This is a genomic window from Pedobacter sp. CAN_A7 (genome assembly GCF_015752175.1).
In the GTDB taxonomy this organism is placed as follows: Bacteria; Bacteroidota; Bacteroidia; order Sphingobacteriales; family Sphingobacteriaceae; genus Pedobacter.
Map to the genome: position 1 here is coordinate 948,199 of NZ_JADOUW010000002.1, position 24,484 is coordinate 972,682.

Below are 24,484 nucleotides of genomic sequence, written 5' to 3' on the forward strand. Positions count from 1 at the left end.
TCTTTTAAAAGCCTACGTTAACACCAAACAAGAAGGTTCTCGATTGTGGATAAGTACCATAATCTACACCCATAGAAGGTCCGTTTGCATCATATTGATTTACTTCCGGATCAAATCCTTTGTAATTGGTAAAAGTTAACAGGTTGTAACCTGTTGCGTAAATCATAAACCTGCTCATTTTTAGCTTGCCTAAGGTTGTCTGACCGAAGTTGTAAGATAAAGTAGCTGTTTTTAAGCGCAGGTATGATCCATCTTCAATAAACCGGCTGGAGGTGTACGTGTTGAAGGTGTTGTCTTTTGCTGCACGTGGCATATCAGTAACCTGGCCAGGTGTAGTCCACCTGTTCAATACGGTTGCCGATTGATTTTTTGAATCATTCATGCCTTCCAGTTCCATGCGCGAGGCATTAAACATATCGTTTCCTTGTACACCCTGAAACAGGAAGTTTAAGCCGAAATTGCCATACGTAAAACTGTTATTTAAACCGTAAGTAAAATCAGGTTGTGCCGAACCTAAAAAGGTGCGGTCGGCTGCGGTAATCTCGTTATCATTATTTAAATCTGAATAGATAATATCACCTGTTGCCGGGTCTACGCCTTCAGATACATAACCGTAAAAGCTTCCTAATGGCCTACCGGTTTCTACCCTGATGGCGGCATCGCGTTCGTAAATGCTGCCAAAGTTAATGGAGCTTACTTTATCGCCCAAACTGGTCACTTCGTTTTTGTTGATCGAGAAGTTAAGGTCTGTACTCCAGGTAAAATTGTCTTTAGCCACATTTTTTGTCGATAACACAAATTCTAAACCTTTGTTTTCCATGGAACCCACATTACTCACAATGCGGTCGAAACCAACACTGGCTGGCAGGGGCTGATAAATCAACAGGTCATCTGTGTTTTTGATGTAAGCATCAGCAGTAAAGGTTAAACGGCTGTTAAACATGGTTAAGTCTAAACCAATATTGGTTTGTGTAGTCGTTTCCCATTGCAATTTGTCGTTACGTAATTGCGACAGGTTGTATGCACCCTGCGCATTCGGCTGGTAAAGCTCCAGGTAAGCATAATCGCCAATATTCTCGTCGTTACCTACTTTACCCCAACTTGCCCTAACTTTTAAATCGTTTACCGATTTGCTGTCTTTCATAAAGTTTTCGCCAGATATACGCCATCCTACGGAAGCAGAAGGGAAATAACCATAACGGTTATCCGGACCAAAACGTGATGATCCATCAGCACGGAAGTTCGAGCTAAACAAGTATTTGCCATCATAAGCATAAGTTACGCGCGCCAGGTAGGAGCGTTTAGACCATTGTGATGCACTTGGTACCTGTGGCGGAATGTTGTTTGCACGAGGTAACAATTCGTTGTTCGGACCTAAATAATTGCTTTCAGAATATGGGGTATATTTATATTCCGATTCTTGTAAAGTCATACCCGCGGTAGCCGTAAAGGCATTTTTGCCAGTGTTTTTTACATAATTAACAATGTTTTCATTCAACCAAACGTGGTCGGCAGTTTTATTATTATTGTAAATTCCTTTTTGATCCCTACCATAAGTGGTCATAAATGGATCAAGGAAATAGCTATAAAATGCATCGCGGTTATTGGCACTGATGCTAGATTTAAAAGATAGCTCTTCGGTAAACTTAACTTCTGCAGCAAATGCACCCAGGAACCTGGTCTCTCTGTTGCTATTTTGTGCAGCAAATGCATTGGCAACCGGGTTTTCAGAACCTCCTTTGTAAGGGTTAAAGGCATAGGTGCCATCAGCAGCATACACCCCAATGGTTGGTGGTGTGGTTAAAGCCGATAGAATGGTTCCACCTCTGGCGCCATTGGCATTGTCGCTCACATTATTAGAGATATTCGACGTTAGTGCCGCCGTACCGGTTAATTTTAACCAGTTGGTGATATTTTGTGAACCGTTAAAATGGAAGGTGTATTTATCCAGTTTTGCGGGTGCAACTACACCTTTATCTTGTTGGTAACCTGAGGAAATGGAATACTGACCACCTTTAACACCACCAGATAGTGATAACTGGTAGTTGTTCTGTATACCAGTACCAAATGTTTTTTCCTGCCAGTCGGTATTTTCGTTGCCTAATCCGGCTACGTCATAACCCATACTTTGCATCAGGTCCGTGTATTGTGCTTTGTTTAACACGTCTTGTTTCTGCCACAGGTTAGAGAATCCCGTAAAGGCATTGAATGCTACACCTAGCTTTTGTGAGCCTCTTTTGGTGGTAATTAATACTACACCGTTGGCACCACTGGAACCATAAATAGCAGCACCAGACGCATCTTTCAAAATGGTCATGCTCTCAATATCACTTGGGTTAATGAAACTTGCATCTCTGGAAGTTACGCCATCAATAACGTACAGCGGACTGTTCGATGCATTGATTGACGTGTTACCACGGATGGTAATAGATACGCCAGCACCTGGTTTACCAGATTGCGAATTAATCTGTACCCCTGCAGCCTTACCCTGTATGGCTTGTAGTGGGTTAGTTACCGGCTGGTTTTCCAGGTCTTTTGCAGAAATGGATACCACAGCTGTGGTCAGGTCTTTCTTGGTTTGTGTACCGTAACCTACAACGACTACTTCATTCAGTTGATTGTTATCATCAGACAACGTAATGTTTAACGTGTTGCTGCCACCAATATTCTGTTCAATGGTTTTGTAGCCAATGAATGAAAAAGTAAGGGTCGCATTTGCAGGTGCGCTTAAGGCAAACGATCCAGTGTTATTGGTCATCGTTCCCTGGTTAGAACCTTTTACCTTTACCGACACACCAGGTAAGGGAAGTCCTTGTTCGTCTTTTACCTCACCTTTAACAGTGATGTCCTGTGCCAAAGTAACAGATAGGCCATACAGGAAACAAACAATAAAAAGAGTAAACTTTTTTCTCATCATTTTTTGGTTAGTTATTTTATTTGATGGGTTAAAGTTACGTCTACTGTATCGGTATTTGCAAGTGTTTGGTCTAAATAATTACATCTAATTACTTGATAATAAGTGTGTTGTGTTGAATTCGATACGCTTTAATACCCTGAATTAAACAGCAGGTTAGGTGCTGGTAATCAGGTGATAAAGTGCCATTGCTTGATGGCCATGAACCGGCCTATGATACGCTATAGTACCCTGTTAAAAAAATATACAGCTATTGGTAAATTAATCTAATACCAGTGCCGACCAGCCGTTTTTATTGGCTTTTTTGAGTTTAGATTTCCTTTCTTCCATCACTAATTTGATGCGGGAACCATAGGTCCAACAGGTGCTTTGCCTGATGTTTAGCAGTTCTGATAATTTGTGTGAAGAGATTTTTCCTTTAGTGGTATACAAGAGGAACACCATATAAAAGGCCTTGTTAATGGGTATCCTGGTGTTGTGAAAAATGGTGTAGGTAGTTACCGATTCTTCGTAAGCGCATTTGCTGCATCGGCGACTAAGCGGAATATGACCAGGGTAATAATGTGTGTTTTTACACTTGCGGCAGGCATAGCCATCACGCCATTTGAGTTCAGCTAAAAACTGGTTACATATTTCTTTGTCAGGATAAATCCTGCTGAATTCTTCGAAGTCTACATCGGCAGACATGACGCGGTCCCGGCTAACTTTCTCCACATTGGTTTGCAGTTCCTGGTTGTCTTGTTCCAGTAATACATTCATGCGCGATATTTCTTCTGCCTGTTGTTTAAGCAGGTCAATGGCTTCCTGCAGCTCCGTGTTTTTGGCTTCAATGATCACCGATTTGTGGAAGACTTCTCTGGTCCTCGCATCCACCTGTTTTTCCAGTTCCTGGTTCAAGGTGTCTTTCAGTTTAGCATTTACAGCCATCTGTTGGATCATTAATCTTTGCACCTTTTCCTTCTTTTTTTTCAGTAGACCTACTTTATCGCCGATGGCAAAAGAGAGAAAGATCATTTCCATGACAAAACAAAAGCTGAGCATATAATAACTCAATACGCCAAAGTTTAACCAGGCTACACCCAGCATGATGAGCAGTTTAAAAATAAATCCGATGAACAGGAAACTGTAACCCAATACAAAAAAGCGTGCAGGCTGGTAACCTTTATTATAGATGTAAATACCCGTAAAAAAAGCTACCGAAAGCGGAATAAATTCTATAAATTTATAGTTGAACAAACTTTGCTGGAACAACAGGCAATAACAGAAAAATGCCAGTCGCAAAGCAATGACCCCTAATATAAACTGGTTTAATTTTGGTGCTTTAGCTTCTACAAATAATAGCGAGCGGGTAAACAGCAATGCGAATATGCTGGTAGCGCATAAGAAAAAGGCATAGGCAATCTGGTTCCATTCAGGCGAAGCCGGCCACAGGTATTGGTAGGCGATACCATCGTTACTCATTTCGAACAGACCTACACTTAAATTATACAATACATAATAAAGGTATTGCCGTTGCCTCATGGCGATAAACATGATCAGGTTGTAGAAACTGAACACCAGGATCATCCCGTAAAAGATGCCGAAAAAGAAGTACTCGTTAAGCGCATAACCAATAAACCAGTCGACCGAACGGAGTACAATAATCACATCGGCAATTTGAGACGACCGGACCTGGAAATAATAGGTTTGCACCTCCGTACTGTGATTAACCAGTGGTATTTCAAAGTTTTTATGCCGGAGTTCGCGTTTGCTGAACAGCTGGCTGTCGCCAAATTGTTTAACCTGGTAGCGGCCATTTCCTTGCGGAACGTAAGCGGTAATGTGGTCGATGGTTTGGTCGAAAAATTCTAAGAGGAAATTTTTTTCTACCGCCGGGTTGGTTTTAATGCGAATTTTATACCAATAAGTAGATTCCATTCTCGCCGTTTGCGGAGTACTGAGGCTGCTGGGGTTAAATTGTTGATCAAAAGCACCACTGCGAATTTGCTGAAAACTAAGTTTGCCACTGCGGTCCTCCAACATTTGCACCTGACCAAACGAAAAGATATGCTGGTCCAGTTGTTCATGAATGGCTACAGGTTCCTGCGCAGCGGAATTCCAGCTGGAAAATATTCCTATGCAGAAAGAAATTAGAATTACCGACCAGGTTTTTAGGGGTAGTGTAGCCATCGAAAACACGAAGATAAGATTTTAGTTTTAGCATTTTTCTATCTTCAGCAGCAGGCCATTGCTTTTTGCACCTGAGCATGTTCACTTTAGATTTCCGTGGTCTGACTATCATTACGTTCTTACTTTGAAATGAAATGTTCTTTTAAAGATACTTTCAGGATGATGCTGATCCTGGTATTGGCGGCTTTTTAGGTTAGGACCCGAAGTTTCTGCTAAAATTAGCTCGACATGAGGTACACCTGCATCCGGGTTCAGTCCAAGTTCAGTCCAAGTTGAAACCAAGTTATTCTAGAAATACATAGGCTTGATAGGGAGTTAAGCTAGAAATTTATTGGATTCTTTCTGAGTCAATGTCAAGTTGGTCTAAATTCTCTTTAAACTAAAAAGGAGCGAAACTGTTCGGTCCGCTCCTTTAAGCCTTAAAATAAGGGTGTCTTTGCAGATGGCCTGCACATTGAACTTATTTAATACTCACTGGTTGTAAAACAAGTGCTGTCCTTTTGTTTCTGTTGACAAGCATCCAGGCGAATGCCGCACCGCATAGCGCCATTAGTGTACCTACAAACACAGGTGAAGTATAATCATAACCTGCGGCCAAAGGCAAGCCACCTAAAAAGGCACCCAGGGCATTACCAATGTTAAAGCTGGCCTGGCTCACTGAAGCGGCTAGCATTTCTGATCCTTTGGCGGTATTGATCATCAGCATTTGAATAGGCGAGGCCAGGGCAAAAGCCACGGCACCGGTAACGAAGGTCATGATAAGTGATAATACTTGATTTTCAGAGGTAAAATGAACGATAGTGAGTGTAGCGGCCATGGCCAGTAATAAATAGATACAGGCTTTTGCAGGAGAAAAACGATCGGCCAATTTGCCACCAAGTAAGTTGCCTACAAACATACCTAATCCGGCCAATATTAATATATAGGTAATGGATGCCGGAGAAAAGCCGGAAACGTCAGTCAATAAGGGTGCTATATAGCTATACCAGGTAAATAAACCACCGGTACCAATTGAGGTCATTAAAATAATGATCCAGGCTTCGGGAAGTTTAAAAAAGCTTAACTCCTTTTTAAGATTACGGTTTTTAGTAGCTGGTAAAGCTGGCATCCAGTATTTTAAGCTAAGTAAGGTAACCAGACCAACCAGAACAACAATGACAAAAGTATAACGCCATAGAAAATGGTGACCTATATAAGTGCCTAAAGGAACGCCGGCGATGTTGGCGACGGTTAAACCAGCAAACATCAGCGATACAGCCTGCGCTTCTTTTCCTTTCTCTGCAAGTTTACTGGCCACAACAGAGCCTACACCAAAGAAAGCCCCATGTGGTAAACCAGCCAAAAGGCGGGCGATAAACAAGGTAGGATAATCGGGCGCAAAAGCAGATAAGGCGTTAAATGCGGTGAACATCATCATCAGCGCAATTAATATCTTTTTAGGTGGAAAACTGCCGGCAATGGCAATTAACAAAGGCGCACCAATCACCACGCCCAGGGCATAGGCAGCAATCAGGTGACCTGCCTGCGGAATGGTGATGGCCAGGTCTTTAGCAATGTCGGGTAACAGACCCATCATCACAAATTCAGTAATGCCGATCCCCAGGCCACCCAGGGTTAGCGTATATAAACTTCTTTTCATTTCAACTGTTAGTTAGTGTACAATTTACACTTTGCAAAAGTAAGCTAAAAAAAATTGACCCGCTAAATTTTGCTAAAAAAAACCGGGCTGCTTTTAGGATAAAATTATATTATAAAAAATCATATTAAAATTTGGTTTTGCTGTTTTCGTTTAGTTATCTTTAATTGTAATCATAATGTTGCAATTCAGTTCATTAGTCACCTTAAATTTCAATTTATGTAAAATCCATTACTAGCAATTCTTTTTTTTAACCAACCTAACCAAATATCTTATGTTTAAAAAACTACTTAGTCTCAAAAGGAAGATTTTCCTTTTGCTGGCCTGCCTGCTCCTGTCTTTAGGAGCCAGTGCTCAAGTCACCGTCAGCGGTAAAGTTACTGGCAGTGACGACAAATTGCCCATTATCGGGGCCTCCGTAAAAATCCGGAATTCAAACCAGGGAACCTTAACCGATGCAAACGGTGCTTTTGCCATAATGGCCAAGCCGACGGATGTGCTGGTTATCTCTTTTCTAGGTTATGGATCGCGGGAAGTTACTGTAGGTACACAAACCTCCCTCACTGTTTCTCTGGATCCGGATGTTAGCAATTTAAGTGAAATTGTAGTGACCGGTTATACCACCCAGCGTAAAAAGGATTTAACAGGATCCGTAGCCATTGTGGATGTAGCTGCTTTAAAAGCACAACCTGCGGCTAGTGCGGTAGAAGCTTTACAAGGTAAAGCCCCGGGTGTGCAGATCGTTAATGACGGTGCACCAGGATCTACACCACAAATCAGGGTGAGGGGTATTACAACCATTAATAACAATGATCCGCTTTATGTGGTGGATGGGGTGCCTTATGAGGGCAAACTTAGCTGGTTAAACCAGAACGACATTGAAAGCATGCAAGTGTTGAAAGATGCATCATCGGCCTCTATATATGGTGCCCGTGCCAATAATGGTGTTGTGATTATCACCACGCGTAAAGGAACATTAGGTCCACCAAAAATTACCTTTGATTCTTATTATGGAACACAAACTCCACGGAAAAACACTTTTCCGAAAATGATGAACCCTCAGCAGTACGCAGAATATCTTTTCTCTGCATACCGAAATGCTGGCGAAGAGCCGCAAACAGGCGATAATTATGGCAGTGGCGCAACACCGACCTTACCAGAATACCTGGTTGCTGGTGGTGCCTCAGGGCAAAATGTAACGGCTGCAGATGCCGACCCATCCCGTTATTTATACAGCAGGGATCCGGGAACGTTCTATCAAATTACCAGGGCCAATCAAACAGGAACAAACTGGTTTGAAGAAATTACAGAAAGTGCACCGATTCAGAATTACCAGATTAGTGCTGCTGGTGGTGGTGAAAACTCTACCTATAGCTTTTCTTCGGGATACCTGAATCAACAAGGTACCATTAAGTACACAGGCTTTAAGCGTTATAATGTACGTGCAAACACCAGTGTATCTGCTCTAGGAAACCGCCTTCGTTTTGGCGAAAACATGCAGTATAGTTATACAGAGGGTGTTGGTCTTGGTGTAAATCCAAACGTATCTGGAGAGTACCAGGATGAGGGAAGTGTGATTGGATGGGCCTATAGGATTCCAACCATTATACCCGTGTATGACATTAATGGAAATTTTGCAGGTAGCCGGGGTAGCCAGTTGGGTAACTCTGAAAACCCTTTAGCCTTTGCCTATCGTGGTAAAGATAACGTGAACAAAAGCAATTTCTTTTTCGGAAATGCCTATGCTGAACTGGATTTAGTGAAAGGATTAACGGCCAAAACCAGTTTCGGTTTACGTTATGAAAACTATAACGGCATCAGCATGCGTTACCCTAACTTGGAGTTCTCTGAAGGTAACAACTCCAATAACCTTGCAGAGTTTCAAGGATATACTACCGAGTGGACCTGGACGAATACCTTGACTTACAACACGGTGATTAATGAAAAACACCGTTTAAATTTATTGGCAGGTACGGAAGGTATTCGCTCCCGTAACCGTCAGTTAAATGGTGGACGTAATGATTTCTTCATTTTAGGTGATATGGATTATTATTACCTGGGTGTGGGCTCTTCTAACATCAATAACAACAGTACAGGAAGCGTAGGTGCCTTATTCTCTGTGTTTGGTCGTGCAGATTACTCCTTTAACGATCGTTACCTGGCTAGTGTGACGTTTAGAAGGGATGGATCTTCTAACTTCGGACCAGAGAATAAATATGGTAATTTCCCAGCGGCAAGTTTAGCTTGGAGGCTTTCTGAAGAAAGCTTTATTAAAGACAACATGGGCTGGATCAATGACTTAAAAATTCGTGCAGGTTACGGAGAAACTGGTAACCAACGTATTCCAGGTTTTCAATATGCAAGCAGGTTCCAGACCTCTTTAACGAGTTCAGCCTATAGCTTTGATGGTAATAACAATGTGATTACCGGGGTATGGCAAAACAACTATTCAAATCCAGGCATTAAATGGGAATCTTTAAGTTCCATTAACGTTGGTTTAGATTTTACCTTGTTTGACTCGGTAATTGATGGATCTTTTGACTGGTATAACAAGAAAACAAGCGACATGCTTTACCCGGTTCCTTTGCCGTCAACAGCGGTAGGTATGGGTAACTCGCCTTTTGTTAACGTTGGTGATATGAGTAACAAAGGGGTGGAACTAACCCTGGGTTACCACTATGGCAGAAAAGATGACCGCCCTTTCAAATTTGATTTTGTGGTTAACTTAAGCAGAAACGTCAACAAGATTGTTGCACTTGCCCCAGGTATTGAGCAACAGGCTTATGGTAACTTCAGAAGTTTAACAACCAGTATTCTTAAAGTGGGTGAACCATTCGGTTCATTCTATGGCTATGATGTGGCTGGAATATATCAGAATGCGGCAGAAGTTACCCAAGGCCCGTCTTATACCGGCGCACGTGTGGGTGGTTTCAAATTCAGGGATGTTAATGGCGATGGCGTGGTAAATCCTAGTGATCGTACGATTATAGGAAACCCAAATCCAGATTTCTTGTATTCCTTTAGTCTTAATGCCAACTGGAAGAACTTTGATATCTCCATGTTCTTTAATGGGGTGCAGGGTAATGATTTGTATGATGCTAACCGTTATTTTACAGATTTCTCCACTTTCGCAGGTGCCCGTAGCACCAGACTTTTGGATGCCTGGAGTACAACAAATACCGGAAGTATGATTCCTTCGCCAAATATCAGGGCTTCTGATTTTGAGTATGCTTCTTCAAGTTATTATGTTCAGGATGGCAGCTTTTTCCGCATGAAAAACTTACAGATTGGCTATTCCATTCCAACAGAGAAACTGTTTGGAACAAAATTAGGCGTCAACAGACTTCGTATTTATGCAAGTACCACAAACCTGTTTACCATTACTGATTATACAGGTTTAGACCCTGAGGTAAGTCAGGAAACAGAAACGTTCTCGGCATTGGGTGTCGACCGTGGTATTTACCCTAATCCGCGTCAGTTCTTATTAGGTATTAGTGTAGGGTTTTAACGATTAAAAATAGAAATCATGAAAAGATTCAATTATATATTATTTGCGATGCTGCTATTTACGGCAGTGAGCTGCCGTAAGGAATTCCTGGAGAAAAATCCGCAGGGAGAGCTAAGTGGTGAGCAATTACAGACACAGGATGGGGTAGAAGGTGCGCTAACAGGAGCCTATTCTTTATTGAACGGGAATACCAATGGTACCTGGGGTAATTATGCTTCCGGACCAAGTCAATGGCTTTTGGGTGAGGTTACCTCAGACAACGCCCATAAAGGTAGTGATAACGGTGATCAGCCTAATATGAACTTACTGGAAAGGCATTCACCTACCAGTACAAACGACAACCTTTCGGTGATGTGGACCCGTTGTTACGAAGGGATACAACGTTGTAACAATACGTTGAGGTTACTTGCAGCCGTTCAGGCATTGCCTGCAGGTAAGTTTTCTGATGCAAGAGCAACGGAGATTCAAGCAGAAGCTAGGCTTTTACGTGGCCATTACTATTTCTTCTTAGCCAGGGCTTTTAAAAATATCCCGTTGGTTACAGAAGCAACTACAGAAGCGGCGGTTGATAACACAGCGGATATTTACCCTCAAATTGTATCAGACTTACAATTTGCTGTAGATAACTTAACGGCCACCAGTCCAAAAGGACAAGTAGGACGCGTGAATAAAATTGCTGCACAGGCATATTTAGGTAAAGTATTGTTGTACCAAAAGAAATATGCCGAAGCATTGCCTTTATTTAACGCAGTAATTGCCTCCAAACCAAGTATCACGACTTTATCCTTTACAGATAACTTTGATATTTTAAAAGAAAACGGTCCGGAATCCATCTTCGCTGTACAACATTCTGTAGGAACGGATGGTAGTGGTGGTGATAATGGAAACGTGGGCGACATGTTGAATTTCCCTTATGGTAACGGTTTGCCGATTACCTGCTGCGGATTCTTTCAGCCTACGTTAGATTTGGCAAATTCATATAAAGTAAATGCACAGGGCCTGCCATATCTCGATAATAGCTACCGCACAAATCCTTACATCTCAGATTTAGGATTAAGTCAGGCTGCAAAAGCAACTTATCAGGTAGACCGCACCTTAAGGATAGATCCGCGTATGGATTATACTTTGGGCAGACGTGGCGTTCCTTATCGCGATTGGGGTTTAATGGGTGGTGATTCCTGGATTAGGGAGTCGTCTAATGGTGGCCCTTTTGTATCTATGAAAAACTCCATTGAAGCTTCGCAAATTGCAAGTGGAACTGGTCCGGGAAATGCAAACATTACCGGTCTGAATGTAAATTTGATTCGTTTGGGTGATGTTTACCTGATGGCAGCTGAATGTGAAGTAGAGTTAGGAAACCTAACCAGGGCATTAACTTTGGTTAACAACATCCGCACCAGAGCGGGTATGTTGCCAGCTAAAGTGGTTGGGGCGGCACCGATCGCCAATTATGTGGTGAGTTTGTATACGGCATTTCCGAATGCAGAATTTGCAAGGAATGCTGTTCGTTTTGAACGCCGGCTGGAGCTTGCACTGGAAGGTCACCGTTATTACGATTTAGTTCGATGGGGTGTGCTTAAACCAACGTTGGAAAGTTATTTCGCTTTTGAAGGCGGTTACTTCTCCTACTTAAGGGGCATCGTCATCGACCCTGCTGACGAGTACTACCCAATACCGCAAGAACAAATTGATAGAAGTAACCAGGTGCTTAAACAAAATCCGGGTTATTAGTTAAAACATTTTTTGACTACATAAAAACCTGCTTACTGTTGTTATTCAAACAGTAAGCAGGTTTTTTTTATAGGTAAAGATTTATTTTTTTTGAGGTTTGGGTATCCCCCATATTACTGTGGGCGGAACTTTAGATGTAGACCGAACTGTGGTATTAAGCCAACGCAAGTAGGATTGCTTAATTAAGCAGGTAGGGTTGGCGTTTAAAATCAGGTTCAATTTTCTTGAAGTATAATAATCTGATATTTTGCTTTAAACATTCCAGGTCGGCAGCCGATATGGATAACGTACTTCGGTAAATTTCTTCTGGCAATTGTTGTGCATTATAAGATTCAAATATCAATTGATAATGGGGTTGCCCTGAATGTTCAGGAACTGGAATTAAGGAAATGTTTAGGGCCCGGTGAACAGGTTTGCTTTCCAGTTTAGTTTTATGAAACCCGTAATGTTGTTGATAGGTTAAAGCATTTTTGGTAATTGTAATGGTTTCCTTTCCAAATAAGTTCCACAACGTTAAAGTTCCAATACCCACAGACCAGAGGATACCCATGATCAGTAGGCCTAGCAACCATTCGTATAGTGATATGACGATGATAATGAGGCCCATCAGATCGAAAAACAACAGGGTAACTTTCACTTTTGCAGATGTTTCCGCTTTGATGGAAAGTTGTACCTGCCCTCCAATATAAACAATGTTTACCTTCATAAACCATTGGATTAACACATAAATTTACTTGTTTTGTATGGAAGTTTAATCATATAAATTGAAGCCATGAAAATTAAATACATGTTGGTTATTGCCTTAATGTTTGTTGCTCCATCTGTAATGCTAGCCCAGCAGCTTACTGTAGGAAGTTTTAATGTACGGAACGACAATCCGGGTGACCTGGGTAACTTATGGTCGCAAAGAAAAGAAGTAGCGGCCAACCTGCTGCGGTTCCACCAATTTGATATTTTTGGTACCCAGGAGGGTAAAAAAAATCAGATCGACGACCTGAGTCACTTGCTTCCTGAATTTGCGCAATATGGTCGTGGCCGTGATGACGGGAAGTCTGGCGGAGAACATGCCAGCATATTTTACAAGAAAGATAAATTTAAATTACTGGCTAAAGGCGACTTCTGGTTGTCGGAAAAGCCTGATCAGCCAGGCCTGGGTTGGGATGCTACCTGCTGCAACCGCATATGCACCTGGGTTTATCTGCAGGACATTAAAAGTGGAAGGAAATTCTATTTCTTTAATGCGCATTATGATCATGAAGGCAAAATTGCACGCGTGGAAAGCAGCAAGCTGATGCTGAAAAAAATTAAAGAAATTGCCGGGCAGCAACCTGTGATTTTTACCGGTGATTTAAACGGTAATCACCAGAGCGAATGGTACCTGCAATTAAAAAATGGAGCATTGCTGTCCGATAGTTATGACCAGGTAAAATATCCATATGTAAACAATTCTTCTTTTAATGGCTGGGGAAAACAACTGGACAGTGATGATATTATTGATCATGTTTTTGTATCGAAACATTTCAGCGCGAAAAGATGGGGTTTGTTAACGGATACCTACCGTGGTAAGTTTGTTTCAGATCACTTTCCGGTATTAGTTGATCTGGAACTGAAATAGATAGCTGCTTTTCGTTGATTTTTTATATCCAGACATAAAGGCTATCTTTGTGCAATGGAATCACTACATCACGCAGTGTTTATAGACTACCCTATCTTTTATCTGGCTTACAGATACAGGGATTCCTTTCTTAAAAGTAGCAAGGACTTTATTAATTAAGCCCCACCTGATTATTCAGGATTGGGGTTTGATGCGTTAGGTGCGCACTCCTTACTTTTCTCCATTTTTTTTATTGTCATTTCACCGGTAACCCTGTTGCCGGAGGCCTGCGATTATACTTTAAAATTATCTTTTCATGAAAATAAACCGCCCTGGGCACCTGGATTTTGAAAATCCAGCTCCAGCAAGGATTCTTGTTGGAGCCAGCCCCCTGCAATTTATTATTTAACATTTATTTATAAATATCATGACAAATACAGCTGTTTTAAAACTAGACAATACCCCCATCATATTATCACGAGGAATTTTTGATTTGCTTAGAGCACATATCCGTTCCAAAAAATTAAGCAAATACAATGAAGCTAAGTTAGAACTGGAGCTTAAATCGGCCAACCAGGTATTACGCTCAGCACTACCGGCAAACATTGTTGATGTGGACACAAGGGTGCGTGTAAAAGAAGTGACTACTGGAAATGAATTCACTTATGATTTGGTGGCACCCGCTAAAGCCAGAAATAAACACAATACAATTTCCATCCTTTCGCCAATTTCCGTAGCTATTTTAGGTTATGCAGAAGGAGCAGAGGTACAATGGGAGATGCCTGATGGCGTAAAAGTTTATAAAATTGAAGAAGTTACAAAATTAAAATAGCCAGGTAGTATAACAAAAAGGGCAGTTCGTCGAAGTTTTGTTGAACCTGGTATAATAGCCAGGTTTACGATGAAACGTTTTTGAGAAGATGTCGTCTTATAGACAAAGGTTTAAAAAATAAAACTTAAAACATAAAGACATGAAAACTTCAATCAAAACCCTATTCGCAACTGCACTTAGTGCATTATTCTTAAGTGCAACCGCATTTACCACTTTCGCCAATGATAGCGTGAGAACCACTAAGGTTCCTGCAACAAATATGAATGTAAATATGGTTGTGGTGAGCGGCCCGGTGGATGTTTACCTGATTCAGTCTGATCATGAAAACATCAAAATCGTATCAACCCATGATGCTGAGCCAGCAATATCTATCAAAAAGAAAGGGGCTAAGTTGATGATCGAAGGTGCTGAAAACGAACGTGTAACCATGTATGTATATTTGAAAGATTTGAAACGAATTGACGCATCAGAACAATCAACAGTTAGAACACAAGGTGATTTCAACCTGGATGCCTTGCAGATTTTACTGAAAGATGATGCCAAGGCAAATGTGAATGTAACCACAAAAAGTTTATATACAGAGCTTAAAGATCAATCCGCTTTAAAACTAAGTGGAAGTACTGCAAGTCACCAATTAAAAAAAGGTGACCTGGCGAAAATTAAAATGCACGAATTTAATGCTGATAAAACCGATGCTACTTCATTAACAAGTGTTTATGCTTCCAGCAGAAAAATTAATTAAATCATTTTTTCCACCAGTTAATCAAAAGCCCGTCCAATTGGACGGGCTTTTTTTGTGCTTCATATTTTACACGCTTCGGCGTAATGTAATAGAAATGTTACTTCAGCAGGTTGTTTTAAATTGAAACCTATGGTTATAATTTTTACTTTCGACTTTACTAAAACGTTTTATAAGAAAGAATACAACATCTAACTCTTTAAGAAGGCTAGAATGCAGAATAATTAGTAAAACGTTTTATTAATTTTAATAGTTCAACCCATTTCCATTGTAACCAAGTAAAATCCATCGTATGAAAAAAAACTTTATCCAACTTATTAAACCAGGTCCTACTTTTTTTGCGGGAAGCGTCCTTCTTGGACTTGGTTTAAATGCGCTTAACGCACAGGCCACTAACATTACCATTACGAGTAGTCGTGTGGAAAGTGTAAGTACTTTTCAAACTGCAGACATTATCGTAAAAGGGCTTGTTAGCGATGAGACTGGTCAGCCAATACCTGGCGTTAGTGTGAAAGTTAAAGGCACGAATACAGTTGTTTCGACAGACGCAAATGGTGTTTTTACCATCGGCGTTCCATCTGCAACTGCAGTATTAGTGTTTAGTTATGTAGGTTATGCGCCTAAAGAGGTTGTTGTAGGCGAACAGAAAACGATCTCTGTGAAACTGGCCCCTAACAGCACCACCCTTGAAAATGTTGAGGTTGTATCTGTTGGCTATGGAACGCAGACTCAAAAAGAAATTACTTCAGCAGTTACACATGTTTCTGCAGAGAAATTCAGAAAGGGAGGCTCCAGAAGTCCATTGGATTTAATTCAGGGTAAAGTTCCCGGATTAGTAGTAACCAGAGGTTCCGGTTCCAATCCAAACAGCAGTGCTTCTGTACAATTGAGGGGCGCAGTTTCCTTAACCGGAAGTTCGAGCCCGTTATTTGTTATTGATGGTATTCCTGACGCCAACCCTGATTTATTACAGCAGGACGATATTGCATCGATCGATGTGTTAAAAGATGGATCAGGTGCAGCTATTTATGGTACCCGGGCGAATGCCGGGGTAATTATTATTACCACTAAAAAGGGTAAGGCAGGACCGCCGGAATTCAACTATACAACTTATTTCAGAAAAGAATATCTCCAGAACAGACAGGATTTTTTAAGTGCTGATGAATTCCGTCAGAAAATTGCTGCAGGAGAAATCAAACAACAAGATTTCGGCAGCAGTACTGATTTTTATGATCAACTGATTAATCACGATAACTTGTCACAAAACCATAACTTATCCTTATTAGGAGGATCCGATAAGTCGAGTTACCGTGCCAGTGTAAATTACAGAGATCTTCAGGGTATTAGTTTGGAAAACGGAAGAAAAGAATATACATTACGCTTAAATGTTAACCAAAAAGGATTTAATGACCGTTTAACTGCCCAATTTAATATAGCTGCCAATTTTAATAATGCAAATATGCTTGGCGGCGGAGGCTGGGAAAGTGAGATGGCCAAAAACCCAACACTTTCTAACTATAACGCTGATGGAAGTTATCGCTATGATCTGACCAGCACCAACGAATATGCCAGGTTATTTAACGAAACAAACTACAGAAAACAACAAACGACTTCTGCCGATGCGAAATTCGATTTGGATATTGTTGACGGGTTAAAAGCATCCGTGTTTGGGTCGGTAACCAGGAACAATAATACAGATGGCTCGTACAGAATTAAGGCCAGTGAAGATTCCAAAGAAAACACCGATTTCCCAAATGGTGGTTATGCCGGTAAGGCAAATAGCTTAACACAGGATTTTGCAGTAGAACCTACCTTAAACTATTCAAAGATCTTTTTGGATAAACACAGTGTTACCGCCATAGCCGGATACAGTTACCGGTATCATATTGAGGAAGGTTCTTCAGCCTCTAACCGCGGATTTATCAATGACCTATTTGACGATAACAATTTATCAGAAGGTACGGCCTTAGGCTTGGGTAAAGGATCAATGGACAGTTATAAAAATGACAATACATTAATTGCATTTTTTGGAAGGGTTAATTATGCCTTCAATAACAAATATCTTGCACAATTTATTTTACGTAGGGAAGGGTCTTCCAGATTCGGTGCTAATAACAAATGGGGAAATTTCCCGGCTGTTTCTGCAGGCTGGAATATTTCGGAAGAAGATTTTCTTAAAGATGTGAAATTCGTAAACTACCTGAAATTGAGGGTAGGTTATGGTGTGACCGGAAATAGTGGTTTTAGTAACAATGCCTCCCGTGTTACACTTGGCGGCGGTGGTAAATATTTGTTCCCTGATGGAGTTTACTACGAAACTTATGGACCCAATCGGAACCCTAATCCAGACTTGAAATGGGAAACTAAAAGAGAGTTAAACATTGGTTTGGATTACAAGTTATTTGATAATAAATTAACCGGTGCTATAGATGTATTCCAACGTACGACGAAAGATTTGCTGGATACTTATGTAACCCCACAACCTCCATATGTGCAGTCGAGTATTTATGCTAACGTTGGAACGATTTCTTCGAAAGGTATTGAGTTGGCATTAAGTTATGCAGCGGTCAATAACGATGACTTTTCATGGAACATTGATGCTACAGCCAGTACTTTGAAAAACACATTAGATTCTTATTCCAACGACCAGTTTAAAGTTTTATATAAAACATTCGGTGGAATTGGCGGTGCTGGAGATCTTGGTGATGCCATCACCACTTATCAAGGTAATGCAATTGGTGAATTCTGGGGCAAAAAGTTCGCTGGATTTAACGACGAAGGTAAATGGTTGTTTTATAACAGAAACGGTGAAGCGGTAAGAAATGACCAGATTAACAACTCAAAAGATTTAAACACTACAGACTTGCAGAACTTAGGTAATGCCATTCCAAAATACTATGCTTCCATGACGCATAATTTTACCTATAAAAACTTCGATTTAAGTATCTTCCTTCGTGGAAAGTTCGACTACAGCATCTTAAATGCAACGGCTTTGACCTATGGTAACAAAACTTGGTCAGGTAACCTGTTAAGAGAGACGTTCACCAAACACAATCAAATCAATGATACCTATATGTATTCAGACTATTACCTGGAGAGTGGTACCAACATTAAGCTTGACGAAGTTACCCTGGGTTATAACTTCAACTTAAATACTAAATGGGCAAGAAGTATCAGGATTTATGCAACAGGTCAGAATCTTGCTACCATTACCGGATACAGTGGTAATGATCCTGACTTCATCTCAGATACAGGTTTTGGTGCAGGAATTGATAGCAGAGGCGCTTACCCAAGTACCCGATCTTTCCTTGTTGGATTAAATGTTGGATTTTAAAAATAAATGAAATTTCTATGAAACCATCATAAGCTTACTGCTTACAAAAGCAATTAAAAATAGCTGTAGATAGGTTCATGACTTTAAATAAATAATCATACTGATGAAACCATCGATAGATAGCTTCATTACCGTTAAAAATAAATGATATTTCAATGAAAAATAAATCAATTTTATATATAGGTCTGGTTGCTGCGCTATCTTTTTCAAGCGCCTGTACAAAACTGGATGAGAATGCATACGATGAATTGTTAACTGATGACTTCTATAACAATAAAACCGAAGTGTTGTCGGCTGTTTTAAGACCTTATACACATGCAGGTGCATGGGTAACGCCATCTGGTCAGGATGGTCATTGGCGTGCAGCAGAACTTTCAGGCGACCAGCTGGCCTGGCCAACTAAAGGTCGTCATGGTGAAGATGGTGGGAAGTGGAAAAGGTTACATTACCATACCTGGACGGTTGATGAAAGCAATTTAAACAATGCCTGGTCATTGATGTATTGGGGAATGGGTTTATGTAATGACCCAATTCAGAATATTGAGAAGAGAGAAGTGGCTAGTATGGGCATTACTGAACAGGAAAAAGTTGAATACCTGGCTGAGCTTAAACTATTACGAGCATTTCACTATCTTAAATTAATGGATATGTATGGTAACATTCCGGTGGTAACCAAAGTTGGGGAGCCTGCACAACCAGAAACTTTGCCAAGACAGGAAGTTTTCAATTTCATTGAAAAAGAAATTAAAGAAAACATTGATGCTGCACCTAAGCTTTCCAGAGCAATGATGGGCCGTATGACACAAGCTGGTGCTTATGCCATGTTGGTTGAATTGTATTTGAATGCAGAAGTTTGGACAGGAACACCTCGTTGGGACGACTGTATTGCAGCAGCAGATAAATTAATAACCAGCCAGGCTGGCGGACAAAACGGAGCGATGAAGCTAGATGCTAACATCAAAGATCAGTTTAAGCCAAATAACGATCTTTCTAATGAGGTGATTTTCTCTTTGGTAACAGATTACAAACTTGCCAATACCCAACCTAGCTGGCCTTCGGAATTCTACCATTTCAAACAGCAAGAAATATATGGTGGTGGTAGGAATGGTAATGATGGTATTGTAGTGATTCCAGGTGTTTATACCACCTTTGAAGATGCTGATTTACGTAAATCTGATTGGTTATTAATTGGTCCGATGGTGAAATTCTCAGACGGTGTAACCCCTGTGTTGGCTTCTGAAGAATATAATGGTCAGCAATTAACCTTTGTAGATAACATTCGTAAAAACAAATCAGGATCTACTGTTTCTAACATGAGTGAAGGTGAAGAAAACAGTGGTGTGCGTTTTAATAAGTATAAATTAGGCAACCAGGTAGCCGGACCAAAAGGTATACCTGAACCTAACCTTAGCTATAACAGCAACGACTGGAACATCTACAGGTTAACCTGGGTTTATTTTGCAAAAGCAGAAGCATTAATGCGTAAAAATGGTGGTACAGCCAATGCTGAGGCAGTAAGCCTGATCAATGACACTAAAAAACGTGCTTATACTGCAGAAGACTGGGCATTGAAAGCTTATACCCCTGCATCGCTGACCATGGAAGAATTACTTGCAGAACGTGGACGTGAATTTATCTTTGAAGGATTCCGTAGATCAGATTTAATCAGGTTTGGGAAATTTACGACTGCTAGCTGGTGGGATCACCAGCCTACGAACGCTAGTCGTGAATTGTATCCAATACCACAGCGACAAATCGATCTGAACAATAAACTGGTGCAAAATCCAGGGTATTAAATAATAATTGAAAGAGAAGAAGAGCTAATATGCTCTTCTTCTTGATTATAAGGCATTATTTTATAGATTTGTGCTAAGTCTATATTATATGTCAACTAAAGCGCCCTCCATAAAAGACATTGCAAAAATAGCTAACGTTTCCATTACCACTGTTTCCTTTATTATTAATGGAAAAGCTGTCGAAAAAAACATTAGTACTGCAGTTATAAAAAGAGTAGAAGAAATTATCCTTGCTCAAGGATATCAACCTAATCAAATTGCCAGGAGCCTTCGAACAGGAAACTCCAAGATTATTGCCTTAATGGTGGAGGATATTTCCAATCCATTTTTTGCAGGCATAGCCAGGCTTATTGAAGAGAAAGCTTATAAAAAAGGCTATAAAATCATCTATTCCAGTACCGAGAGTGATGCGGTACGTACGAACGAACTTATACAGCTATTCAGATCCAGACAGGTTGATGCCTATATCATTTCTCCTGTGCAAGGCACGGAAAAGATTATCAAGGAATTAATTGACGAAGGAAAACCAGTTGTGCTTTTTGATAGGCACTTGCCTACCATTTCTGCGAATTATGTTGGTGTAGACCATTTTAAGGCTTCCTATGATGCCATAGCGGGTTTCATAGCCATGAACCTTCAAAATATTGCCTTGGTAACTGTTGACCTTGATGTGGAGCAAATTACTGATCGCCATGCAGGTTATCAACAAGCACTTGCCGATCACCATATCACCTATAATGAATCATTGGTGTTGAAAGTACCCTTTAAACAGCCTAGAAATGAAACCATTAACCAGTTGGTTGAGCTGTTTAAAGTAAATGAAACCATTGATGCCGTTTTATTTGCCACGAATTACCTGGCCATTAGTGGCCTATCTGCCTTAAGAAGCATGAATAAACTGGTGAATGATAGCTTTAAAGTTATTGCTTATGATGACGGGGATGTATTCAAATTACATAGTCCTCAAATCTCTGCGGTAGAACAACCCTTGGAAGAAATTGCTGACAACATTATCAAATTGATATTTCAACAACTTGCTTCGACAACGGAAATAACACCCGAAAAAATAATACTTCCAGCTAAGTTGATCATCCGCTAAGCTGTAGATTAATGATGTATCTTTAAAATTACATGAATAACCGCCATTTGGGTTGTAATTCGCAAATTATATTTATAATATTGGTAAACTAAATCGTTTTACTAACCAAATACATTTAAACTTGAGCATGATGAAAAGAAGAATATTTTTAAGGAATACGGGGCTTTTGGGTGCCGGTTTGCTAGCTTCAGAATTGTCTTTCGCCGCAGCACCGCAATACCCTGTTGTAAGGGTTGCTCCATCTAAACGCCATTTTAAAAGCAAATCTGTTGATGCAGCTATTAAAACCTTCCAATCGAAAGTAAAAAACCCGGAATTGCAATGGTTATTTGAAAACTGTTTTCCGAATACCTTAGATACCACGGTGTATTACACAGAACAAAATAGTAAGCCAGATACCTATGTGATTACAGGTGATATTGATGCCATGTGGCTTCGCGATAGTTCTGCACAGGTTTGGCCATATCTTCAATTTGTAAATGAAGACAAGCCATTAAAAAACTTAATTGCAGGGGTGATCAATCATCAAACTAAATCAATCTTAAAAGATCCTTATGCCAACGCTTTCTATAATGATCCCGCAAAAACAGGGGAGTGGCAAACCGACCAAACCACCATGTCGCCGGGCATTCATGAACGTAAATGGGAAATTGATTCGTTATGCTACCCCATAAGACTGGCTTATCACTACTGGAAAAAAACAGGTGACACCAAACCTTTTGATGCCAGTTGGAAAAAAGCAATAACCAGTACTTTACAAGTTTTCAAAGAGCAGCAACGCAAAGAAAATAAAGGCCCTTATCATTTCCAGCGTCGGGCTACTACTGCAACTGACACCCAGCCAATGGCAGGATATGGCTTTCCAGTGAATCCGGTAGGATTAATTTGCTCTGCTTTCCGCCCTAGTGATGATGCCACCATATTTCCTTTCCTCATTCCGTCCAATTTCTTTGCTGTTGTTTCGCTACAACAAGCGGCAGAAATGATCAAAGCATTACATAAGGAAGACGGTGCTTTGGTTACTGAATTGTTAGCCCTGGCGAAAGAAGTAAGTGATGCCATTCAAAAGTATGGAACGGCAAACCACCCGAAATATGGTAAAATATACGCCTTTGAGGTTGATGGTTTTGGAAGTTCTTACCTGATGGACGATTCAAATGTGCCAAGTTTACTATCCCTTCCGTATTTAGGGGCAGTAGCTGAAGACGACGAGGTCTATAAAAACACCAGAAAATTTGTATTGTCGACCGACAACCCTTATTATTTTAAAGGAACAGCTGCTGAAGGTATAGGTGGACCGCATGCCGGACAAGACATGATCTGGCCAATGAGTTTGACCATCCGGGCATTGACCTCTAAGGATACAGAAGAAATTAAGTGGTGTATCCAGACCCTGCAAAAAACGCATGCAGGTACGGGTTTTATGCATGAATCCTTTCATAAAGACGATCCGGCGAAGTTTACAAGAGCCTGGTTTGCCTGGTCGAATACTTTATTTGGCGAGTTATTATGGAGAACTTACAACACCACACCCGAACTATTAAAAGCATAATAAAAATATATAAATTAATGAGAGATAGTGTATTAGGTATTGATATTGGTGGTTCGCATATGACGGCAGCTTTAGTAAACCTGGAAACGAGGAGCATCGTTCAGGGTACTTTGCAACGTGAAGCAGTAGACTCAAATGATACAGCTGACAACATATTAACATGCTGGTGTAAAGTAATTAACCAGGTGTTTGATGAGGCGGAGGTTGCTGAAAAATATATAGGAATTGCCATGCCAGGGCCCTTTGACTATCAAAACGGAATATCCTTAATTCAGGATCAGGAAAAGTTCAGGTCGCTTTACCAGTTAAATTTAAAGCAGGAACTTGCCTTACGTTTACACATCAAGCCTGATCAGGTTCGTTTTTTAAATGATGCAGCAGGATTTTTACAGGGTGAAGTATTTGGCGGTGCTGCCCGCGAAGGAAAGCGGGTGATTGGACTTACTTTGGGCACAGGTTTAGGCTCTGCTTTTTTAGAAAATAGTGTTGCAGTAGATGCGGCCTTATGGCAGTCGCCCTTTAAAAATGGCATTGCCGAAGATTATCTGTCCACCCGGTGGTTCATCCATCGTTATTTTCAATGTACCGGCCAGGTGGTTGAAGATGTGAAAGCCTTAGCGGCCTTAAATAGTAAGTCGCCTGTGGTAGCCCAGGTATTTGAAGAATTTGGTCAGCACCTGGCCGAATTCCTTAGCCCTTTTATCATAGCGCGCCAGGCAGATGTGGTAGTGCTTGGGGGTAATATTGCCAATGCACATCCTTATTTTTTGCCGGCACTATTGGCTAAACTTCAAGAGCATAAAATAAAAACTACTATTAAAATAGCAGAACTCAAGGAGGTTGCGTCATTAATTGGTGCAGCCAGCTGTTGGGAACTATTACATCAATCATCATTATAAATTTTACAATACGCTATGCGCAAATTAAAATTATTGCCTGTTGCCTTAATGTTATGCCTTTTTTCGGTATTTCAGGTTAGTGCACAGGATGTTATTACAAAGAAAGGTTACACCTTAACGTTTAAAAGCAATCATTCATCCTTAGATCCGGCACTAAAAGAGCGGATGATAAACACTTTTTTTGTGGTTTATCCTAAACTGGCTAAAGAATACAATAAAAACACCTTAAAGCACGTCAGTTTTCTGGTTGATACGGCCTATAAAGGGGTGGCGTTTGCCCATGATGGACAGGTAACCTTTAGCGCTATCTGGATGGATAAACACCCGGAAGATATCGATGTGGTTACACATGAGGTGATGCATATTGTCCAAAATTATGGCAATAGCGTTGGTCCAGGTTGGTTAACGGAAGGCATTGCAGATTATGCACGTTATAAATTTGGGGTAGACAATGCTGGCGCTAAATGGGTATTACCAGTTATGAAACCAGATCATCATTATAAAAGCAGCTACCGCATTACTGCTAAATTTTTTGATTGGATGGAGAAAAATGTAAAATCAGGAACCATTAAAGCAGTGGATCAAAGTCTAAGAGACCATAGTTATACCCCAGAAATCTGGACACAATTAACCAAAGATGACCTTGATGGTCTTTGGTCAGCATATTTAACACAACAATAA

15 protein-coding genes are annotated in these 24,484 nt (G+C 40.6%); 11 read left to right on the top strand and 4 right to left on the bottom strand.

Features of this window, described 5'->3' with window-relative positions; translation table 11 throughout:
• Positions 1 to 4 precede the first annotated feature (4 nt).
• From IWX76_RS10300 to IWX76_RS10310, 3 genes are all read right to left on the bottom strand, one after another.
• Complete coding sequence (locus IWX76_RS10300; RefSeq protein WP_334641681.1) at positions 5 to 2,917, bottom strand: SusC/RagA family TonB-linked outer membrane protein; 2,913 nt, start codon at positions 2,915 to 2,917, stop codon at positions 5 to 7.
• Positions 2,918 to 3,175: 258 nt separating this feature from the next.
• Complete coding sequence (locus tag IWX76_RS10305; protein WP_196859800.1) at positions 3,176 to 5,083, bottom strand: 7TM diverse intracellular signaling domain-containing protein; 1,908 nt, start codon at positions 5,081 to 5,083, stop codon at positions 3,176 to 3,178.
• Positions 5,084 to 5,543: 460 nt separating this feature from the next.
• Positions 5,544 to 6,722 carry an MFS transporter gene (locus IWX76_RS10310; RefSeq protein ID WP_196859801.1) on the bottom strand — a complete coding sequence of 393 codons (1,179 nt, stop codon included), beginning with the start codon at positions 6,720 to 6,722 and terminating at the stop codon, positions 5,544 to 5,546.
• 271 nt (positions 6,723 to 6,993) lie between these two features.
• Here IWX76_RS10310 and IWX76_RS10315 point away from each other — a divergent pair, with 271 nt between their 5' ends.
• Together IWX76_RS10315 and IWX76_RS10320 are read left to right on the top strand one after the other, a co-directional pair.
• Positions 6,994 to 10,227 (top strand): SusC/RagA family TonB-linked outer membrane protein, encoded by a 3,234-nt coding sequence (locus IWX76_RS10315; protein ID WP_196859802.1) that lies wholly within the window; start codon positions 6,994 to 6,996, stop codon positions 10,225 to 10,227.
• A gap of 18 nt (positions 10,228 to 10,245) precedes the next feature.
• Positions 10,246 to 11,958 carry a RagB/SusD family nutrient uptake outer membrane protein gene (locus IWX76_RS10320; protein WP_196859803.1) on the top strand — a complete coding sequence of 571 codons (1,713 nt, stop codon included), beginning with the start codon at positions 10,246 to 10,248 and terminating at the stop codon, positions 11,956 to 11,958.
• Between the two features lie 178 nt (positions 11,959 to 12,136).
• On the opposite strand, the gene IWX76_RS10325 is transcribed toward IWX76_RS10320, so the two are convergent.
• Positions 12,137 to 12,664, bottom strand: a complete 528-nt coding sequence (locus IWX76_RS10325; RefSeq protein ID WP_196859804.1) for a hypothetical protein — start codon at positions 12,662 to 12,664, stop codon at positions 12,137 to 12,139.
• A gap of 66 nt (positions 12,665 to 12,730) precedes the next feature.
• Between IWX76_RS10325 and IWX76_RS10330 the strand changes: the two genes are divergently transcribed.
• From IWX76_RS10330 to IWX76_RS10370, 9 genes are all read left to right on the top strand, one after another.
• On the top strand, positions 12,731 to 13,573 hold the full coding sequence (locus IWX76_RS10330; protein ID WP_196859805.1) for an endonuclease/exonuclease/phosphatase family protein: 843 nt from the start codon (positions 12,731 to 12,733) through the stop codon (positions 13,571 to 13,573).
• 406 nt (positions 13,574 to 13,979) lie between these two features.
• Positions 13,980 to 14,384, top strand: coding sequence for a GreA/GreB family elongation factor (locus IWX76_RS10335; protein ID WP_196859806.1), 405 nt, complete (start codon positions 13,980 to 13,982; stop codon positions 14,382 to 14,384).
• Positions 14,385 to 14,523: 139 nt separating this feature from the next.
• A complete protein-coding gene (locus IWX76_RS10340) occupies positions 14,524 to 15,126 on the top strand; it encodes a GIN domain-containing protein (protein WP_196859807.1) in 603 nt (200 codons plus the stop codon).
• 289 nt (positions 15,127 to 15,415) lie between these two features.
• Positions 15,416 to 18,457, top strand: a complete 3,042-nt coding sequence (locus IWX76_RS10345; RefSeq protein ID WP_196859808.1) for a SusC/RagA family TonB-linked outer membrane protein — start codon at positions 15,416 to 15,418, stop codon at positions 18,455 to 18,457.
• Positions 18,458 to 18,612: 155 nt separating this feature from the next.
• Positions 18,613 to 20,253 carry a RagB/SusD family nutrient uptake outer membrane protein gene (locus IWX76_RS10350; RefSeq protein WP_196859809.1) on the top strand — a complete coding sequence of 547 codons (1,641 nt, stop codon included), beginning with the start codon at positions 18,613 to 18,615 and terminating at the stop codon, positions 20,251 to 20,253.
• Positions 20,254 to 20,341: 88 nt separating this feature from the next.
• Positions 20,342 to 21,352 (top strand): LacI family DNA-binding transcriptional regulator, encoded by a 1,011-nt coding sequence (locus IWX76_RS10355; RefSeq protein WP_196859810.1) that lies wholly within the window; start codon positions 20,342 to 20,344, stop codon positions 21,350 to 21,352.
• Between the two features lie 130 nt (positions 21,353 to 21,482).
• Positions 21,483 to 22,904, top strand: coding sequence for a glycoside hydrolase family 125 protein (locus tag IWX76_RS10360; RefSeq protein WP_196860063.1), 1,422 nt, complete (start codon positions 21,483 to 21,485; stop codon positions 22,902 to 22,904).
• Between the two features lie 17 nt (positions 22,905 to 22,921).
• On the top strand, positions 22,922 to 23,803 hold the full coding sequence (locus IWX76_RS10365; RefSeq protein WP_196859811.1) for an ROK family protein: 882 nt from the start codon (positions 22,922 to 22,924) through the stop codon (positions 23,801 to 23,803).
• A gap of 15 nt (positions 23,804 to 23,818) precedes the next feature.
• Positions 23,819 to 24,484 carry a basic secretory protein-like protein gene (locus tag IWX76_RS10370; RefSeq protein ID WP_196859812.1) on the top strand — a complete coding sequence of 222 codons (666 nt, stop codon included), beginning with the start codon at positions 23,819 to 23,821 and terminating at the stop codon, positions 24,482 to 24,484.

Excerpts from the sequence above, each read along its gene's own strand:
- IWX76_RS10340 (WP_196859807.1), top strand. The coding sequence starts at position 14,524 with ATGAAAACTTCAATCAAAACCCTATTCGCAACTGCACTTAGTGCATTA.
- IWX76_RS10360 (WP_196860063.1), top strand. The coding sequence starts at position 21,483 with ATGAAAAGAAGAATATTTTTAAGGAATACGGGGCTTTTGGGTGCCGGT.
- IWX76_RS10300 (WP_334641681.1), bottom strand. The coding sequence starts at position 2,917 with ATGATGAGAAAAAAGTTTACTCTTTTTATTGTTTGTTTCCTGTATGGC.
- IWX76_RS10365 (WP_196859811.1), top strand. The coding sequence starts at position 22,922 with ATGAGAGATAGTGTATTAGGTATTGATATTGGTGGTTCGCATATGACG.
- IWX76_RS10320 (WP_196859803.1), top strand. The coding sequence starts at position 10,246 with ATGAAAAGATTCAATTATATATTATTTGCGATGCTGCTATTTACGGCA.
- IWX76_RS10330 (WP_196859805.1), top strand. The coding sequence starts at position 12,731 with ATGAAAATTAAATACATGTTGGTTATTGCCTTAATGTTTGTTGCTCCA.
- IWX76_RS10325 (WP_196859804.1), bottom strand. The coding sequence starts at position 12,664 with ATGAAGGTAAACATTGTTTATATTGGAGGGCAGGTACAACTTTCCATC.
- IWX76_RS10350 (WP_196859809.1), top strand. The coding sequence starts at position 18,613 with ATGAAAAATAAATCAATTTTATATATAGGTCTGGTTGCTGCGCTATCT.
- IWX76_RS10335 (WP_196859806.1), top strand. The coding sequence starts at position 13,980 with ATGACAAATACAGCTGTTTTAAAACTAGACAATACCCCCATCATATTA.
- IWX76_RS10310 (WP_196859801.1), bottom strand. The coding sequence starts at position 6,722 with ATGAAAAGAAGTTTATATACGCTAACCCTGGGTGGCCTGGGGATCGGC.
- IWX76_RS10305 (WP_196859800.1), bottom strand. The coding sequence starts at position 5,083 with ATGGCTACACTACCCCTAAAAACCTGGTCGGTAATTCTAATTTCTTTC.
- IWX76_RS10315 (WP_196859802.1), top strand. The coding sequence starts at position 6,994 with ATGTTTAAAAAACTACTTAGTCTCAAAAGGAAGATTTTCCTTTTGCTG.
- IWX76_RS10345 (WP_196859808.1), top strand. The coding sequence starts at position 15,416 with ATGAAAAAAAACTTTATCCAACTTATTAAACCAGGTCCTACTTTTTTT.
- IWX76_RS10370 (WP_196859812.1), top strand. The coding sequence starts at position 23,819 with ATGCGCAAATTAAAATTATTGCCTGTTGCCTTAATGTTATGCCTTTTT.
- IWX76_RS10355 (WP_196859810.1), top strand. The coding sequence starts at position 20,342 with ATGTCAACTAAAGCGCCCTCCATAAAAGACATTGCAAAAATAGCTAAC.